The organism is Nocardioides sp. W7 (genome assembly GCF_022919075.1).
Classification (GTDB): Bacteria; Actinomycetota; Actinomycetes; order Propionibacteriales; family Nocardioidaceae; genus Nocardioides.
Genome location: NZ_CP095078.1, coordinates 2,654,423 through 2,671,586, shown reverse-complemented (window position 1 = coordinate 2,671,586; position 17,164 = coordinate 2,654,423). Strand labels below are relative to the sequence as shown.

Here is a 17,164-nt window from a genome sequence, read left to right as displayed (position 1 = left end):
ACCCCTTAACCCCACAGGTGCGAGACGACGAGACGAATCATGCCCGAGCCCGGGCCCGGAAGACGGCGGCCCGGCTCCCCTCGCAGGGAGCCGGGCCGCCGGTGGATCACAGTGCTGCTTCGTCCCGATCCCCGGTGCGGACGCGGACGACGGTCTCGACGGGGCTGACCCACACCTTGCCGTCACCGATCCGGCCGGTCTGGGCCGTCTTGACGACGATCCCGACCACGTCGTCGGCGTCGTCGTTGTCGACCACGATCTCGATGCGGATCTTCGGGACCAGCGCGATGTCGTACTCCGCACCGCGGTAGACCTCGGTGTGGCCCTTCTGCCGGCCGTAGCCGCTGACCTCGCTGACGGTCATGCCCGTCACGCCGAAGGTCTCGAGGGCCTCGCGGACGTCCTCCCACTTGTGCGGCTTGATGACCGCGGTCACGAGCTTCATACGGAGGCCCCTTCCTTGGAGGTGTTGAGGATGCCGGTCTTGCCGCCGCCCCCACCGGTGCCGGTGTGCAGGTCGTACGCCGACTCGCCGTGCTCGGCGATGTCGATGCCCTCGACCTCGTCCTCCTCGCTGATCCGCAGGCCGATCGTGTACTTGATGGCCAGCGCGATGATCGCCGTGACGACACCGGAGAAGATGACCGCGACGATCACGCCGAGCGCCTGGTCGCCGAGCGCGCCCACGCCGCCGCCGTAGAAGAGGCCGTCGATCCCGCCCGCTCCGTCGGACGTCGAGAAGACGCCGATCAGCACGGTGCCGACGATGCCGCCGACCAGGTGCACGCCGACCACGTCGAGGGAGTCGTCGTAGCCGAGCTTGAACTTCAGGCCCACGGCCCAGGCGCAGACCGCACCGGCGATGAGGCCGATGGCGACGGCACCCTCGAGGTCGACCGCACCGGCGGCCGGGGTGATCGCGACGAGGCCCGCGACGATGCCGGACGCGGCGCCGAGCGAGGTGGCCTTGCCGTGCATGATGCGCTCGATGAGCAGCCAGCCGAGGATGGCGGCCATCGTGGCGAGGGTGGTGTTGCCGAAGGTGCGGCCGGTCTCGGAGATGAACTGGGCGATGTTCTCCTCGTCGGTCTCACCGGTGAAGACGATCGAGCCGACGTTGAAGCCGTACCAGCCGAACCACAGCAGACCGGCGCCGAGCATGGTGAGCGTCAGGTTGTGCGGGCGCATCTTGTCCTTGGGCCAGCCGAAGCGCTTGCCGAGGAGCAGCACGAGCACGAGCGCGGCCACACCGGCGTTGATGTGGACGGCCGTGCCGCCGGCGTAGTCCTGGGCGCCGATCCGGCCGCAGATGAGCGAGTCCTCGGTGCAGCTGAAGACCATGTGCGCCATCGGGAAGTAGCACAGCAGCGCCCAGATCGGCACGAAGACCACCCAGGCGGAGAACTTCATCCGGTCGGCGACCGCGCCGCTGATCAGCGCGACCGTGATGATCGCGAAGGTCATCTGGAACATCACGTAGATGTAGTCACCGGTCTCGACGCCGTCGAGCCAGAACAGCTCGAACGGGTTGGCGAAGAAGGTGCCGTCGCCGCTCCAGCCGATCGACCAGCCGACGGCGACGTACAGGATGCCGACGATCGCCGCGGCGACGTACGACATCATCATCATGTTGAGCACGGACTTCGAGCGCGACATGCCGCCGTAGAAGAGGGCCAGTGCCGGCACCGTCATCATCAGGACCAACGCTGTCGCGACGAGCATGAAGGCGTAATAGCCGTCCACAGAACCTCCAGGGAAACTCGGGAAGGCGGCGGGCGTGACGACGATGTCGGGCCCGGTTCGCCCCGTTCGCCAGTTACCTTGTTGGTCGGAGGTTTCGCCGCCACCCGGTTCATGTTTCGGCCTCGTAACAGACCTGGGGTCGGCGTTACTTCGACATTTCGTGCACGAGAGCCGCGTTTGCCGACCGGGTCGTCGGGGTTCTCAGCCGAGCTGCCGGGCCAGCTCCCCGGCCCGGTGTCGGGCCTCCACGTCGTCGGCGGTGGCCCGCAGACCGACGAGCAGCGGCGTGTGCAGCGCGGCGTCGAGATCGGGCCACACCCCCGATCGCAGGCGCAGGTCGAGCACCTGGGCTCCCCCGGTCGTGGCGCACTGGACGACGTGCGGTCGCCGGCGGAACGCGCGCACGCACGCGTCGACGAGCACCGCGACCGAGGTCGGTGTCCCGGACGCCAGGATCTTGACCACGATGCTGCCCGGCTCGAGCGTCGCGCCCCGGGCGAGCATGGCCAGGACCAGGTCGGCCGCATCGTCGACGTACACGTAGTCGCGCAGCGAGTCGAAGGAGACGTAGAGCCGGAGCGGTCGACCGGTGACGTGGGTCAGGCACAGCTGGGAGATCAGGCCCTGCTGCTTCTCCAGGTCCTGGCCGGGTCCGTAGAGGTTCGCGATCCGGCCCAGCAGCACCCGGGTGCCGGCCGCGGCCAGCTCGTCGGAGGCCTCCTCCATCGCCAGCTTCGCCCGGCCGTACGGCGCCAGCGGGCGCGGCTCGTGCGCCTCGGTGAACGGCGGGCCAGCCGAGCCGGCGTACAGGCCGCCGGCCGAGGAGGACAGGAAGAACGTGCGCGGAGCCGGTCGCACCCGCGAGACGAAGCCCCGGAACAGCGCGACCTCGGCCGCCAGGTCCTCTTCCGCGGTGGCGACGACCCCGGCTCCGGCACACCAGGCGAGGTCCCAGTCGGGGTCCTCGGCGGCGGCGGAGGCGGCCGCCGCGAGCAGCGCGTCCAGCGCCGCGGCGGGCTCCTCCCACGGGACGCGCACCCCGAGGACGACGATGCCGCGGGCCTCGGCCGCCGCCGCGACCCGCGTCCCGAGCAGCCCGCGCCCGACGACGAGCAGCGTCACGGGCCCGGCCGGGGCCGGGAGAGCGGACCGTCGGCGCGGTCACGCACGACCAGGTAGAGGGGCTTGCCCATGGCCATGTTGACCGCGACCCCCAGGTACTCGGCGACGACGCCCATCGTGAACAGCAGGACCCCGGAGCTGAGCAGCACGGTGACCATGGACGAGGCCCAGCCGGTCACCTCGATCTGGTTCGAGAGCCGGGCCCAGACCACGAAGGCCGCGAGCAGGAACCCGAGCGAGGCGAAGACGAAGCCCAGCAGGCTGACCACGCGCAGGACCCGGGTGCCGCCGGAGAGCACCATCCGCCAGTAGTGGGACATCAGCGTCCGCCATCCGTAGCCGGAGGCCCGGGCCTCGGCCCGCAGCCGGACCGGCGCGGTGACCACCCGCCGGCTGACCCAGCCCAGGGCGACGTCGAGGTAGACCCCGGAGCCGGAGTACGCCGCCACCGACCGCGCGACGTCGCCGAGCATCAGCCGGTAGCTGTGGAAGGACGCCGCCTCGGCCCGGCCGCTGAGCAGGCCGATCGAGCGCTTCGCCAGCCGGGACGACGCGTTGCGGAGGAACCCGTGCGGCGCCGGGTTGACCGGGGCGGCGTACACGACGTCGGCCTGCTCGGCCATCGCCCGGTCGAGCATCGTGCCGAGGTCCGCAGGGTCGTGCTGGCCGTCCTCGTCGAGGGTCGCCACCCAGTCACCGCCCGAGGAGGACATGCCCGCCAGGGTGGCGGCGTGCTGACCGAAGTTCCGGCTCAGCCAGACGGGACGCACCCACTCGTGGGCCGCAGCTGCCTCGCGGATGACCCGGTCGGAGCCGTCCGGCCCACAGTCGTGCACGAGCAACACCTCGGCCACCCGGGCCCGGTGACCGTCCGGCGTCAGGAACGGCTGGTGCCACGGCTCGAGGTCGGCGAGCAGGTGCGCGAGCGTGTGCTCCCCCTGGTAGACGGGGATCACCACCGAGATGGCGTGGACGCTGCTCTCGTCATTCACCCCTGCCACGCTAGCGACACTAGGTCACGTCCGGGGTAGCCGGTTGGGTATCCCGCTGGTCCACGGGCCGCCGGGCGACGACCAGCACCGAGGACCCGAACGGCAGATCCCGCCGGGGCAGGAGTCGCCGGTCCAGGGCGGTGGCGCCGAGCAGGATCCGCTCGACGACGCGACCGACCGCCGGCAGCGGCGGCACCTCCCCCGCTCCGGCCGACACGGGAGGGCGCCCGCGCTCGACCAGCCGGGTCCGCAGCCGCTCGGCGGCGAAGAACGGGAAGGTGCCCGCGAAGGCGTACGTCGTCCGCACCACCTCGAACCCGGCCGCCTCGACCGCGACCCGGGCCCGCCGCCGGGTGTAGCGGCGGTGGTGGTGGTTGAGGTCGTCGAAGGAGGTCCAGGCCCATGTGTACGCCGGCACCGAGATCAGCAGCAGGCCGCCCGGCACCAGCACCCGGTACAGCTCGGCCAGCGCCTCCAACTCCGGCTCGCAGTGCTCGACCACGTCGAAGGCGGCCGCGACGTCGAAGGTCCCGGCGCCGAACGGGAGCCGCAGCGCCGACCCGCACACGTCCCCGGGCTCGAGACCGCGCGGGTCGAGGTCCATGGCGACCCGATGGCCGCGCCCCCGCAGCCACGAGACGCTGGGACCGTCCGCGGACCCGACGTCGAGCACCCGGCCCGGACGGCCGAGGTGCGGCTCCATGACCGACCGCAGCAGCTCGCCGCGGGCTCGGTACCACCAGTAGTCGGCCTGCTGGATGGACGGGGAGCCTGGGTTCGGCCCCACGTCCGGTGTCATGGCCCCGGAGCATAGCGAGTGGCCGAAGGACCGAGCGTCCCCACTACGATGACCCGGTGGCCACCCCGGAGCGCGGCAGACGGCTGGCCGTGCTGGCCCACTTCGATCCGACCGGCCAGCTAGCCCCCCATGTCGACCGGAACATCGACGCGCTGACGGCGACGTTCGACGACGTCGTGGTGGTCACGACGGCCGCGCTCGCCCCCGACGCCCGCGAGCGTCTCCGCAGTCGGCCCGTCCGGCTCATCGAGCGCGAGAACGTCGGCTACGACTTCCTCTCCTACCAGGTCGGGCTCGCCTCCGCCGGGGACCTCACGGCGTACGACGAGGTCCTGATCTGCAACGACTCCTTCATCGGTCCGCTCCGCAGCTACGACCGGCTCCTCGACGACATGGCCGACGACCCGGCGGACTTCTGGGGGCTGACCGCCTCCGAGCAGCTGCGTCCCCACGTTCAGAGCTACTTCACCTGCTTCCGGGCGCCGGTGCTGGCCGATCCGGAGTTCCAGCGGTTCTGGGCGGAGATGAAGCCGCTGTCGCGCCGGTGGAAGGTGGTCCGCCGCTACGAGGTGGGCCTCAGCGAGAGGCTCCACCAGGCCGGACTGCGCTCGGCGGCGTACTTCCGCCCGAGCGCCGACGACCGGCGTACCGCACGGCGGCGGCAGGCCTGGGCCGCGGCCCTGCGGGTGGGTGCGCCGCGATCCCGGGCCGACCTCGCCGAGCTGCGCGATCGCGGCTCGCGCCCCTGGAATCCCACGATCGTGCTCGCCGACCGGGTTCTCGCCGACGCGCGGCTGCCGATGGTGAAGCTCGAGGTGCTGCGCCACGACCCGTTCCGGCTCGGGGCGGACCGGCTGCTGGACCGTTGCGAGCAGCTGTTCCCCGAGGCGTTCGACGGCGTACGCCGACACCTCGAGCTGACGGCAGCTCACTATCCCGGACGCTCCGAGGACGTACTGCCCCGCCGGGTGGTCCTGTCCCCGCTGCTCGGGCCGGTCGTCCGCTACCGCTGAGGTCCCTTCACGGGACCGTCCTGGTGTCACGGCCGATACCGCGCCGGTGTCGTGCCGCCTGGGCCAGGTCGACCAGCTGGGCCGCGCGCGCGGCGAACGAGTGGTCGCGGTGCACGGCGGCCGCCGCGGCCCGCCGGGTGCCGTCGTCGCCGAACACCGGGTCGGGATCGGCCAGGCCCACCAGCCGGGCCAGGTCGGCCTGGTCGCGGTAGACCTGCACCGACGGGCCGAACAGTCCGTCGAGCCCCCGGACGTCGTCGGTCACCAGCCGTGCCCCGCTCGAGACAGCATCGAAGATGCGGTTCGAGACGAAGCCCTCCCGACGCATGTCCTCCCAGTGGTCGTTGAGCACCACGCCGGCACCTCGGTACGCCGCCCCGAGCGCAGCGTTGTCGAGGAACTCGGCACGGACCAGCCCGGGCGGGAGGATCTCCTCCCACTGCCGACCGTAGACCGTGATCGGCAGGCCGGCCTCGACCGCGTCGCGGACCACGGGGCGGTACTGGCGGCGCGAGCTCCCGACGAAGAGCACCGGGTCGCCGGTGTCGGGCCGGGCCAGATCGGGGTGGAAGAGCGCGGGATCGGTGGCCTGGAGCAGCGGCTGCACGGGCAGCGCCCAATCGCGGCTGCGGCGTTCGGCCCACGCGGTGCTGGCCGCCAGCACGCAGTCGTGCTGTCGGGCCTCGTGCCGGGTCACCTCGTCGGGGTGGGAGATCACCCACAGCAGGCTGACCTGCTCGGGCGCCGGCGAGAACGGGGCGAGGCCACGCAGGACCAGCGCCACGTCGTCGTGCGTGCTGGTGGCCCGGTCGAACTCGGGTCGCCGGTCGACGACCACCTGGTGCCCGAGGTCGCGCAGGGCGCGGGCGATGGCCGCCGCGAAGTGGGTGTCGCCCCAGAGCTCCCCCACCGCGCCGGCGGGCGCAGCGTTCTTGATCGCCCAGCGCAGCGGGCGGGGCCGGGAGGTCGCGGGCGCCGTGCGCACCAGCACCGGCTCGGGGACCGTCAGCCGGCGCCGGCGACTCGGCGTGGGGTGGGAGCGATGCCGGACCACGTCGAAGCCGACCGCACCCCACAGCCGCGCGTCGTCACCGGGCTCGTCCACGTCCGACCAGCGGTCGAGGTACGCCGCGCGGTTGGCCTCGTAGCGGTCGAAGCGGCCCGGGGTGCGCGACTCGTGGTGGACGACGGGTGCGGCGCTCAGCACCCGGAAGTGACCGGGCCGGAGCCGGCCGAGACGGCGACAGAGGTCGACGTCCTCCATCCCGTTCGTGAACACCGGGTCGAAGCCCTCGAGCGCGAGGGCGTCCGCGGTGCGCAGGGCGAGGGCCGCGCCGGTGATCGCCGCGAACCGCAGCCCGTCGACCGGCGCGGCGTCCTCGACCGGGAAGCCCTGGAGCAACGGGTGCGGGAGACCGCCGGTGACGGGGAAGGCCACGCCGGCGCACTGGACCGAGCCCGTGGGGTACAGCAGCAGCGGCTGGGCGCCGAGGACCTCCGGGTCCGCCAGTGCCCCCACGAGCGGCGGCAGCCAGTCGGACGGCACGGAGGTGTCGTTGTTGAGGAACACGACCATCTCGCCACGCGCGTGCGGGAGGGCCAGGTTGTTGCCGAGCGCGAACCCGAGGTTCTCCGGGTGGTGGAGGACCTCGACCCGGCCCGGGTGCCGGACGGCGAGCGAGTCCAACACGGCGGCGGTCACCGGGTCGCCGCCGTTGTCCCAGACCAGGCACTGCACGCGGAGCCCGCCGACCCCGTCGGACGCGACCACCGACTCGACGGCGTCGCTGGTCAGCTGCCAGTCGCGAAACGTCGGGACGATGACGGTGACGGTGTCGGGGTCGAGGGTCTGTGCTCGCAATCGGGGCCAGTCGACCAGCCGCCGGTTGAGGGCCACGTCCCCCCAGGACGGGAGCCGCTCGACCTCGGGTCCCAGCACCGCCCGCCCACGGGGACGACCGGCCCGACGTGCGTCCCGGTCGCGGTGCACGCCGACGCGGTCGTCCCCGACCAGCGTGGTCGAGTGCGAGAGTCGCAGCAGCAGGTCGGTCGCCCAGCCGGACCGGAGGTCCGCGTCGAGCGGACCCACCCGGTCCAGGGCGGCTCGGGAGACCACCAGCCGAGCCGGCTCCGCGGTGAAGCGGCCGAGCCACCCGCCGACCGGCGGCAGCGCTCGCTGGCGGACCACGGGCTTGGCGCCGCCGAACGCCTCGAGGGTGTCGAGGACGGCGTCCGCACCGGCATCGATGACGCGGCAGGCGCGGTCCAGCCGATCCGGGGCCCAGGTGTCTCCGATCCCGAGGAAGGCGACGTACCCGACCTCCTCGGTCCCGAGCAGATCGAGGGCCTCACGGACCGCTGCGGCCTCGCCGGTCGGCCCGATGCGCACCGATCGCAGGGCCGCGCCGTCCCGGTCGACGTCCTGCTCGCCGGGGGTGTCGGGCCGTACGACGCACACCGTCGTGCGGCACGCCCGCTGCTTCGCGACGGTCTCGAGGGCGACCTGCTCGGCGGCCGGGTCGTGGCCGGCGAGGAGGATCACCCCCACCAGAGGGTCCGCGGCGTCCTCGACCTCCGCAGCGTTGCCGACCGCTTGCCGGGAGCGGTGCTCCGCGGCGCGGTCCTGCCACTCCGAGAGGCGCGCCGAGAGCCAGCCGACGAGCCCCGCGGGCCGCTCTGTCGGAAGCCAGTCGTTGGCCGGGACGCCGTCGGGCGCCCCGACCTCGCAGTAGTGCGCTGCCGGACCGCCCGGGTGGTCCATCGCCTCCGGACGGGCGGCGACGTAGTGGTCCAGGTCCAGGAGCGGGTGGGTGGGCACGTCGTACGCCGCGGCACGCAGATAGCGGACCAGCGCCGTCGGGCCGTCGACCTCGTGGCCCGCCTGGGCCAACCCGGCGGAGAGGTAGTCGGGGTCGACCAGCGGGTGGGGCGTCAGCCCCGCGGCCGCCCCGTGCGCGAGGTAGTGGGCAACCGCTGCTCGCCGTCCCTCGCCGGACACCCGGGCCACCCGGCGGTACCACTGCTCGTCGAAGAGCGCGGACGCCTCCAGCAGGTCCTCGTCGCCCCCGCTCTCCTGCGGTCGCCGGCTGCGGCCGAGGAGGTCGCGGATCCCGGCCACCCGGCCACGAGGACGGGGCACGTCACCCTCCGAGCAGCGCGTCGACGAAGGCCTCCGGACTGAACGGGGCCAGGTCGTCGGGGCCCTCGCCGAGGCCGACGAGCTTCACGGGCACCCCCAGCTCGCGCTGGACGGCGACCACGATGCCGCCCTTGGCCGAGCCGTCCAGCTTGGTCAGCACGATGCCGGTGACGTTGACGACCTCGCTGAACACCCGGGCCTGGATCATGCCGTTCTGGCCGGTCGTGGCGTCCAGCACCAGCAGCACCTCGGTCACCGGTGCCTGCTTCTCGATGACCCGCTTCACCTTGCCGAGCTCGTCCATCAGGCCGGCCTTGTTCTGCAGCCGTCCGGCGGTGTCGACGATGACGGTGTCGACGCCGCGGTCGACGCCCTCCTTGACCGCCTCGAAGGCGACGCTGGCCGGGTCGGTGCCCTCCGGACCGCGGACCACCTCGACCCCCACCCGCTCGCCCCACGTGGCCAGCTGGTCGACCGCTGCGGCGCGGAACGTGTCCGCGGCGCCGAGCACGACCTTCCGGTCCTCGGCGACGAGGATCCGGGCGATCTTGCCGACCGTGGTCGTCTTGCCGGCACCGTTGACGCCGACCACGAGTACGACGCCGGGCCGGCCGTCCGCACCGCTGACCTGCAGCCGCCGGTCCATGGTCGGGTCGACGAGGGTGACCAGCTCCTCGCGCAGCACCGCGCGGGCATCGGCCGGGCCGCCCTCCACCCGCAGCCGGGTGCGCAGCCGCTCGACCAGCTCCTGGGTCGGCGCGACCCCGATGTCGGCGGTCAGCAGGGTGTCCTCGATGGACTCCCAGGTGTCCTCGTCGAGACGGTCGCGGCTCAGCAGGGCCAGCAGGCCGCGGCCCAGGCCGCCCTGCGAGCCGGCCAGCCGCTGCCGCAGCCGAACCAGGCGGGAGGCGGTGCCCTCCGGCTTCTCGAGCGCCGGAGCGGCCGGTGCCTCCGGCTCGATCTCGGGCTCGGGCTCGACCTCGATCGTCGCCGGCGGCGAGCTCAGCTCGACCGGCGGCGCGTCCGGGGTGGCCGGTGGCTTCCCGAGGACGTCGGTGTGGGTGTTGGGGAGCGGTCCGGGCTTGCGACGGCGCGTCACCACCAGGCCGGCGACGGTCACCATGAGGGCGACCCCGACCAGCGCGACGATCAGGACGAGGAGGGCGACGGCATCCATGCCCACATCCAATCAGGCGTGCTTCGGCGAGCGACTATCGGTGGAAGTCCATCGACCGCTCCTCGGTCTCCTCCGGCTCCACGGTGGGCATCGCGTCGGCCGCCCGCGTCATCGCGTTTCCGAGCCAGGGCAACACCGGGATGTTCTCGCCGCGATGCGGATACGCGGCGTAGAGCACCACCACGCCCGAGATCACCAGGATCACGAGCATGGTGACGATGAGGTAGAGCACGAGACGTCCTCCCGAGAGTTGTGCAGCCGTCGAGGCCCGATACCCCGGCCCCCACCGTCGCACACGACGCTCGCGCGTCCTCGTTCAGCCGCGCAGGAGGGGCTCGACTGCGGCCCGGATCACGTCGGGCAGGGGGGCGACGGGCCGAGCCGGGTCGGTGTTGTCGACGTACACGTGCACGAACCGGCCCTCGGCGGCCGCCTCGTCGCCGTCGCCCTGGAACAGCCCGATCCGGTAGATGACGCTCGACCGGCCGACCCGGTCGACCACCAGGCCCGTCTCGATGGGCTCGGGGAAGCCGAGCTCGCGGAAGTAGCGGCAGCTCGTCTCCGCGACCACCCCGATCTGCGGGAGGTGCCGCACGTTCGTGCCGGTGGCCTCGAACAGGAAGGCGTTCACGGCGGTGTCGAAGAGCTCGTAGTACGTCGCGTTGTTGAGGTGGCCGTACGCGTCGTCGTCGCGCCACCGGGTCGTCACCGTCCGCCAGGCGACGTAGTCGGCGCGGGTGGGCCGCGTGGTCATGCCGGCTCGACCTCGCGCAGCCGCTGGCTGATCACCGCGGAGACCCCGTCGCCGCGCATCGTCACGCCGTACAGCGCGTCGCCGACCTCCATGGTCCGCTTCTGGTGGGTGATGACGAGCAGCTGGGAGTTCTCGCGCAGCTCCTCGTAGATCTCCAGCAACCGGCCCAGGTTGGTGTCGTCGAGCGCCGCCTCGACCTCGTCGAGGATGTAGAACGGCGAGGGCCGGGCCTTGAACAGCGCGACCAGGAAGCAGACCGCGACCAGCGAGCGCTCACCGCCCGACAGCAGCGAGAGCCGCTTGACCTTCTTGCCGGCCGGCCGCGCCTCGACCTCGATGCCGGTCGTGAGCATGTTGCCGGGATCGGTGAGGACCAGCCGACCCTCGCCGCCCGGGAAGAGCCGGCCGAAGGTCGCGTCGAAGGCGCGCTCCACGTCGGCGTACGCCTCGGTGAAGACCTGCTCGACCCGGCTGTCGACCTCGCGCACGATGTCGAGCAGGTCCTTGCGGGTCTTGCGGAGGTCCTCCAGCTGCTCGGTGAGGAACTTGTGCCGCTCCTCCATCGCCGAGAACTCCTCGAGCGCGAGCGGGTTGACCTTGCCGAGCATCGACAGCGCCCGCTCGGCGCTCCGCAGTCGCTTCTGCTGCTCCTCGCGGAGGTACGGCGCGGGCGGCGGCGGCTCCTCGCCGCTCTCGACCTGCTCCGGGGTGAGCTCGGGTGCGGGCACCGGCTGGTCCGGGCCGTAGTCGGCGACCAGACCGTCGGGGTCCAGGCCGAGCTCGTCGAGCGCACGCTCCTCGAGCTGCTCGATCCGCATCCGCTGCTGGGCACGGGCCATCTCGTCGCGGTGCACCGAGCTGACCAGGTCGTCGTGCTCCTTGCCGAGCTCGCGCAGCCGGGCGCGGACGGTCAGCAGCTCCTGCTCGCGGCCGCTGCGGGCCTGCTCGACTGCCGTGCGGGCCTCGGCGGCGCGGTGCACGGAGACCTCGAGGCGGGCGAGGACCACGGCGACGGCCGTCCCCACCGCCTCGGCGGCGCGGCCCTCGCGGAGCAGCCGCTCGCGGCGCTCGCGGGCGCGGGCCCGGGCCTCGCGCTCGGCCGTGGCCGCGCGGCGCAGCGAGTCGGCCCGGCCGTGCAGGGCCCGGGCCCGCTCCTCGGCGGTGCGCAGCGCGAGCCGGGCGTCCATCTCGGCCTGGCGGGCGGTGCGGGCGGCCTCGACGAGTTGCTCGCGCTCGGTCGTGTCGGGCTCCTCCTCCGGAGCCTCCTCCGCGCTGGTGAGCCGGGCCTCGAGCTCGGCCAGGCCCGCGACGGCCTGCTCGCGGGCCTCCTCGGCCTTCGCGATCGCCTGGGTGAGCCGCTCGGCCTCGCCGCGGGCGGCGCGGGCCTGGGAGCCGTACTGACCCAACTCCTCAGCCACTGCCGCCAGCGTGGCGTCGGACTCGTGCAGTTTGGCCAGCGCGACGTCGGCCCGCTTCTGCGCCTCCAGCCGCTCCGCCTCCAGCCGGCTGATGTCGAAGCCCAGGCGCTCCCCCGTGGCCGTGGCCTCGGTCAGCATGGCCGTGGCCTCGTCGACGGCGGCCTGGATCTCGATCAGGCTCGGCTGGTCGGAGGAGCCGCCCGAGGCGAAGTGGGTGCCGATGACGTCGCCCTCGCGGGTGACCGCGGTCAGGTCCGACGACTCGCGGACCAGGGCGCGGGCGGCGTCGAGGTCGTCGACGACGGCGACCTTGAACAGCAGCCGCGCGAGCGCCGGGCGCAGCGGCTCGGGGCACTCCACGACGTCGACGGCGTACGCCGCGCTCGTGGGCAGTCCTGGCCAGTCCCGGTCGTCGAGCAGCCCGTCCGCCGGACCGCCGCCGAGCAGCATCCCGGCGCGCCCGAGGGCGTCGCCCTTGAGGTGGCCGATAGCGGCGACCGCCGCGTCCGGGCCGGTGACGGCGACGGCGTCCGCCGCCGATCCGAGAGCGGCGGCGACCGCGGTCTCGTAGCCGCTGCGCACGCTCAGCAGGGCGGCCACCGAGCCGAGCAGGCCGGAGATCTCGTCGGTGGCGGCCAGCAGCGCCCCGGCGCCGTCCTTGCGGGCGAGGCCCATCTCCAGCGCGTCCTTGCGGGCGGCCAGGGTCGAGCGGGCGCGGTCGGCCTGCTGGGCCTCGTCGCGGGCCTTGGCCAGCCGCTCCTCGATGTCGTCGAGCAGGCCGACGGCGGCCTCGTGCTCGGCGTCGAGACCCTCCTCGCCGGCGTCGAGCCCGGCGACCTTGGTCTCCAGGGAGGTGAAGTCGCGCTGGGCCCGGTCGGCGCGGGCGACCGCCTCCTCGCGCGCCAGGCCGAGCCGGCCGACCTCCTCGTCCGCGGCGGCCGCGCGGGAGCGCAGGGCGTTGACCTGGCCGTGCAGCCGGGCCAGCCCCTCGCGCCGGTCGGCGGCCGCACGTTGCAGGCCCGCGACCCGGCGCTCCTCCTCGGCCGCCGCGTCCTCGGCGGCCTTGCGCGCCGTGACCGCCTGCTCCAGGCCGGTCCGCTGGGCGTCCACCTCGGCGCCGATCCGCTGCTCCTGGGCCTGGACCTGTTCGGCCTGGGCGTCCAGCTCGTCGGGGTCGCGTCCCGAGGAGACGTCGGCGTCCGCCGTGCCGGCGGCGTTGCGGACCCGTTCGGCGGCCAGCGACTGGGTCCCGCGGAGCCGTTCGCGCAGGCCCGACAGCGCGAACCAGGTGTCCTGCGCACTCGAGAGGGCGGGCAGGTCCTCGCGCAGGGCCGCCTCGAGGGCGCTCTCCCGCTCCCGGGTCTGCTGGGTCTCGGACTCCACGTGCTCGCGCCGCTGGAGCAGGAGCGACTCGTCGGCCATCTCCTGGTCCAGGGCGGTCCGGGCGGTGACCAGGTCGTCGGCGAGCAGCCGGGCCCGCGCGTCGCGGACGTCGGCCTGGACCGTGGCGGCCCGGCGGGCGACCTCGGCCTGCCGGCCGAGGGGCTTGAGTTGGCGCCGGATCTCGGTGAGCAGGTCGCTGAGCCGGGTCAGGTTGCCCTCGGTGGAGTCCAGCTTGCGCAGCGCCTTCTCCTTGCGCTTGCGGTGCTTGAGGACGCCCGCCGCCTCCTCGATGAAGCCGCGCCGGTCCTCGGGCGTGGCGTGCAGGATCTGGTCGAGCTGGCCCTGGCCGACGATGACGTGCATCTCCCGGCCGATGCCGGAGTCCGACAGCAGCTCCTGGACGTCGAGGAGTCGGCAGGTCTGGCCGTTGATGGCGTACTCGGAGCCGCCGCTGCGGAACATCGTGCGGGTGATCGTCACCTCGGCGTACTCGATGGGCAGTGCGCCGTCGGAGTTGTCGATGGTCAGCACCACCTCGGCGCGACCCAGCGGCGGCCGGCCGGAGGTGCCGGCGAAGATGACGTCCTCCATCTTGTCGCCGCGCAGTGACTTGGCCCCCTGCTCGCCCATCACCCAGGCGAGCGCGTCGACGACGTTGGACTTGCCGGAGCCGTTGGGACCGACGATGCAGGTGATGCCGGGCTCGAGCTGGAGCGTCGTCGCGGAGGCGAAGGACTTGAACCCCTTCAGGGTCAGGCTCTTCAGGTACAACGTCGGGCTCCCTCGCCGTGGGCGGTCGGTCGGACACGGAGCGTCGCAACGTCGCAGCGCTGCGCGGGGGAAGCTCAGCGGGCTCACTCTAACGCGCGGGCCCGCCACCACCCGGGAACGGTTTGCCGACCGGCCGCCCGGGTACGCCACGTGCACCCGACGAAGGAGAACCGATGCTGCGCACGATCCTGACCACGTCCGTCTGCGGACTCGCCCTGCTCGCCCCCGGCGCCCTCGTGTCGACCGCCTCCGCGACCGCCGACCAGCCCGCAGCCCGGGCCGCGTCATCGATCACCGGCACCTGGAAGGGCAAGGTCGTCGGCGACGCCGGCTCGGCCGGCGCGTACCCCGCCAAGGTCAAGATCACCAGGAAGAATGGGAAGCTCCGCGCGACGATCGTCTACCCGGGCCACTGCCGGGGCGCCTGGAAGCTGACCGGCAAGAAGCAGGGCTGGACGACGTTCCGCGAGACCATCCGCACCGGACCGTGTGTCGACCCGGTGCAGGTCAAGGTCAAGCGCAGCGGGGCACGACTGAAGGTCGTCTGGCGCGAGCCGCTCACCGGCGACCAGGCGACGATGCTGGCGAAGCGGAAGTAGCCGCCCCCGACCCGAGCGCGACCCGTCACTTTCTCGGCATTTCTTACGGCGTGTCGAAGCAGCATTGACGGTTCGGTCAGCGCCGTACGGCGTCCGCTCAGCGACCCGTCAATCCAGCCGCGACACACCGAGAAAAGGCCCGAGAAAGTGACGGGTCGGCGAGGAAGGGGATGGTGCCGGCGACAGTGACGATGCGCCCGCGCTCAGGCGGGCTGCATCTCCTGCAGTGCCGACGACGTCTCGATCTCCAGCAGGTCGGCGGCGCGGGCCGCGACGAGCTTGTCGTTCTCCTCCGAGAGCTTGAGGACGAGTGCCTCGAGCTCCCCCACACGCGCCCGCAGGCGGGCGTTGTCGGCGCCGAGCCGGGTGGGGGTTCGCAGGTCGCTGTTCAGGTAGCCGATCAGCGCCTTGGCCATGGACTAGCCTTCCGGGTCTGAGGGTGCGGCACGCTCTGGCGGGCCGTCTTCAAGAGTCCCACCACCGGCCGCCTGGGTCAATCTGGGAGCGCGGCGCCTGAGCCTGCGATGGCGACAGCGACGATCAGTGACCAGGTTGAGGAGGCTCGGCTCGGACCGGAGCTTGAGACTGACCGAGCGAGCCGTCTCGAAACCTAGACGGGCACCGAGCGGACCGGTGTCCGCCGCTGCCGCGGGACCGGCTGGCAGACCGGGCAGAAGTACGACGAGCGGTTCATGAACGCCACCCGCCGGATGGGAGCACCGCACCGGTCACAGGGCTCGTTCTCGCGCCCGTAGGCGTGCAGCGACCGATCGAAGTAGCCGGACTCGCCGTTGACGTTGACGTAGAGCGCGTCGAAGGACGTGCCGCCCTGCCCGAGCGCGTCGGCCATCACCTCGCGGGCGTGGTCGAGGAGCTCGCGGACCTGCGCCGCGGTCAGCCGGTCCCCCGGCCGCTCTCCGTGCAGCCGGGCCCGCCAGAGTGCCTCGTCGGCGTAGATGTTGCCGACGCCGGAGACGAGGTTCTGGTCGAGCAGCTGGCGCTTGACCCCGGACTGCCGGCGGCGGACCTTCGCCACGAACGCGTCGTCGTCGAACTCCGGGTCCAGTGGGTCGCGGGCGATGTGGGCGATCTCCGGCGGCAGGTCCGCTCCCCCGGTCGAGACCGACAGCCCGCCGAACATCCGCTGGTCGACGAAGCGCAGCTCCCGCCCTTCGGCCGCCCCGTCGAGGGCGAGGCGGACCCGGAGGTGCCGCTCGTCGGCGGCGCCGGGCGGCTGGACCAGCAGCTGGCCGCTCATGCCGAGGTGGCCGAGCAGGGCGTCGCCGTTGTCCAGCGGCAGCCAGAGGTACTTCCCGCGGCGGCGGGCGGCCTCGATCCGGCGGCCCGCGAGGGCGGCCGCGAAACCGGCGGGCCCGCGCGGATCGCGGCGGACCGGCCGCTCGTGCAGGACGTCGACGCGGGTGATCCTCGCGCCGAGGACGTGGCGCTCGAGGCCCGCCCGCACGACCTCGACCTCGGGGAGCTCAGGCACGGGGCGCCCGGGCCGTCAGTCGGTGGGGGTCGAGGCGGCGGCGCTCTCCGCCGCGCCCTGGGCCGGGTCGGTCACGCCGAGGGACGCGGCGATCTCGCCGTACGCCGTCTCGGCAGCGGCCTGCTCGGCCTCCTTCTTCGACCGGCCCACACCATTGCCGTAGAGCCGGTCGGCGACCCGCACCTGCGCGGTGAAGGTCTTCATGTGGTCGGGCCCCGCGTCCTCGATGACGTACTCGGGGACGCCGAGGGAGTGCTCGGCCGCCAGCTCCTGGAGCGAGGTCTTCCAGTCCAGGCCGGCACCCATCGCGGACGCGGCCTCGATGAGCGGGTCGAAGAGCCGGTGCACGACCTCGGCGGAGACCTCGAAGCCACCACTGAGGTGGACCGCACCGATCACGGCCTCGACGGTGTCGGAGAGGATCGACGCCTTCAACCGGCCGCCGGTCGACTCCTCGCCCCGTCCGAGCTTGACCTGCTCGCCGAGGCCGATCGCCCGCCCCACCCCCGCCAGCGCGCGGGCGTTGACGACCGCGGCCCGCAGCTTCGCGAGCCGGCCCTCGGAGAGGTCGGGGTGGGTGCGGTAGAGCGTCTCGGTCACGACGACGCCGAGCACCGAGTCGCCCAGGAACTCCAGGCGCTCGTTGGTCGGCAGGCCGCCGTTCTCGTAGGCGTACGAGCGGTGGGTGAGAGCACGCTCCAGCAGCTCGGGATCCAGGATCGGATCACCGAGCGCGCTACGGAGCTCTGCGTAGGTGGTCAG

15 protein-coding genes are annotated in these 17,164 nt (G+C 73.1%); 2 read left to right on the top strand and 13 right to left on the bottom strand.

Annotated features, from left to right (window positions below; translation table 11 throughout):
* Positions 1-106 precede the first annotated feature (106 nt).
* From MUB56_RS12680 to MUB56_RS12660, 5 genes are all read right to left on the bottom strand, one after another.
* Positions 107-445 (bottom strand): P-II family nitrogen regulator, encoded by a 339-nt coding sequence (locus MUB56_RS12680; RefSeq protein ID WP_244932249.1) that lies wholly within the window; start codon positions 443-445, stop codon positions 107-109.
* Complete coding sequence (locus MUB56_RS12675; RefSeq protein WP_244932248.1) at positions 442-1,722, bottom strand: ammonium transporter; 1,281 nt, start codon at positions 1,720-1,722, stop codon at positions 442-444. The genes MUB56_RS12680 and MUB56_RS12675 overlap by 4 nt, the downstream gene beginning before the upstream one ends.
* A 222-nt stretch (positions 1,723-1,944) precedes the next feature.
* Complete coding sequence (locus MUB56_RS12670; RefSeq protein WP_244932247.1) at positions 1,945-2,865, bottom strand: NAD-dependent epimerase/dehydratase family protein; 921 nt, start codon at positions 2,863-2,865, stop codon at positions 1,945-1,947.
* Complete coding sequence (locus tag MUB56_RS12665) at positions 2,862-3,857, bottom strand: glycosyltransferase (RefSeq protein ID WP_244932246.1); 996 nt, start codon at positions 3,855-3,857, stop codon at positions 2,862-2,864. The genes MUB56_RS12670 and MUB56_RS12665 overlap by 4 nt, the downstream gene beginning before the upstream one ends.
* A 19-nt stretch (positions 3,858-3,876) precedes the next feature.
* Complete coding sequence (locus MUB56_RS12660) at positions 3,877-4,656, bottom strand: class I SAM-dependent methyltransferase (protein ID WP_244932245.1); 780 nt, start codon at positions 4,654-4,656, stop codon at positions 3,877-3,879.
* Positions 4,657-4,712: 56 nt separating this feature from the next.
* Between MUB56_RS12660 and MUB56_RS12655 the strand changes: the two genes are divergently transcribed.
* Positions 4,713-5,669, top strand: a complete 957-nt coding sequence (locus MUB56_RS12655; RefSeq protein ID WP_244932244.1) for a rhamnan synthesis F family protein — start codon at positions 4,713-4,715, stop codon at positions 5,667-5,669.
* A 7-nt stretch (positions 5,670-5,676) separates the two neighbouring features.
* On the opposite strand, the gene MUB56_RS12650 is transcribed toward MUB56_RS12655, so the two are convergent.
* The 5 genes from MUB56_RS12650 to smc all read right to left on the bottom strand — a co-directional run bounded on the left by MUB56_RS12650 (position 5,677) and on the right by smc (position 14,311).
* The gene (locus MUB56_RS12650) at positions 5,677-8,808 is read right to left on the bottom strand and encodes a glycosyltransferase (RefSeq protein WP_244932243.1); all 3,132 of its coding nucleotides are present in this window, start codon (positions 8,806-8,808) and stop codon (positions 5,677-5,679) included.
* 1 nt (position 8,809) lies between these two features.
* Positions 8,810-9,985, bottom strand: coding sequence for a signal recognition particle-docking protein FtsY (gene ftsY / locus MUB56_RS12645; RefSeq protein ID WP_244932242.1), 1,176 nt, complete (start codon positions 9,983-9,985; stop codon positions 8,810-8,812).
* A 34-nt stretch (positions 9,986-10,019) separates the two neighbouring features.
* A complete protein-coding gene (locus tag MUB56_RS12640; RefSeq protein ID WP_244932241.1) occupies positions 10,020-10,217 on the bottom strand; it encodes a hypothetical protein in 198 nt (65 codons plus the stop codon).
* 84 nt (positions 10,218-10,301) lie between these two features.
* The gene (locus MUB56_RS12635; RefSeq protein WP_244932240.1) at positions 10,302-10,739 is read right to left on the bottom strand and encodes a thioesterase family protein; all 438 of its coding nucleotides are present in this window, start codon (positions 10,737-10,739) and stop codon (positions 10,302-10,304) included.
* Positions 10,736-14,311 carry a chromosome segregation protein SMC gene (gene smc / locus MUB56_RS12630; protein ID WP_244932239.1) on the bottom strand — a complete coding sequence of 1,192 codons (3,576 nt, stop codon included), beginning with the start codon at positions 14,309-14,311 and terminating at the stop codon, positions 10,736-10,738. The genes MUB56_RS12635 and smc overlap by 4 nt, the downstream gene beginning before the upstream one ends.
* A 173-nt stretch (positions 14,312-14,484) precedes the next feature.
* On the opposite strand from smc, the gene MUB56_RS12625 reads away from it, so the two are divergent.
* The gene (locus tag MUB56_RS12625; RefSeq protein WP_244932238.1) at positions 14,485-14,910 is read left to right on the top strand and encodes a hypothetical protein; all 426 of its coding nucleotides are present in this window, start codon (positions 14,485-14,487) and stop codon (positions 14,908-14,910) included.
* Between the two features lie 203 nt (positions 14,911-15,113).
* Here MUB56_RS12625 and MUB56_RS12620 read toward each other — a convergent pair whose 3' ends face one another.
* From MUB56_RS12620 to rnc, 3 genes are all read right to left on the bottom strand, one after another.
* Complete coding sequence (locus MUB56_RS12620) at positions 15,114-15,326, bottom strand: hypothetical protein (RefSeq protein WP_244932237.1); 213 nt, start codon at positions 15,324-15,326, stop codon at positions 15,114-15,116.
* Positions 15,327-15,520: 194 nt separating this feature from the next.
* Positions 15,521-16,402, bottom strand: coding sequence for a bifunctional DNA-formamidopyrimidine glycosylase/DNA-(apurinic or apyrimidinic site) lyase (mutM, locus tag MUB56_RS12615; protein WP_244932236.1), 882 nt, complete (start codon positions 16,400-16,402; stop codon positions 15,521-15,523).
* Positions 16,403-16,417: 15 nt separating this feature from the next.
* Positions 16,418-17,164 carry a ribonuclease III gene (gene rnc, locus MUB56_RS12610; RefSeq protein ID WP_244932395.1) on the bottom strand — a complete coding sequence of 249 codons (747 nt, stop codon included), beginning with the start codon at positions 17,162-17,164 and terminating at the stop codon, positions 16,418-16,420.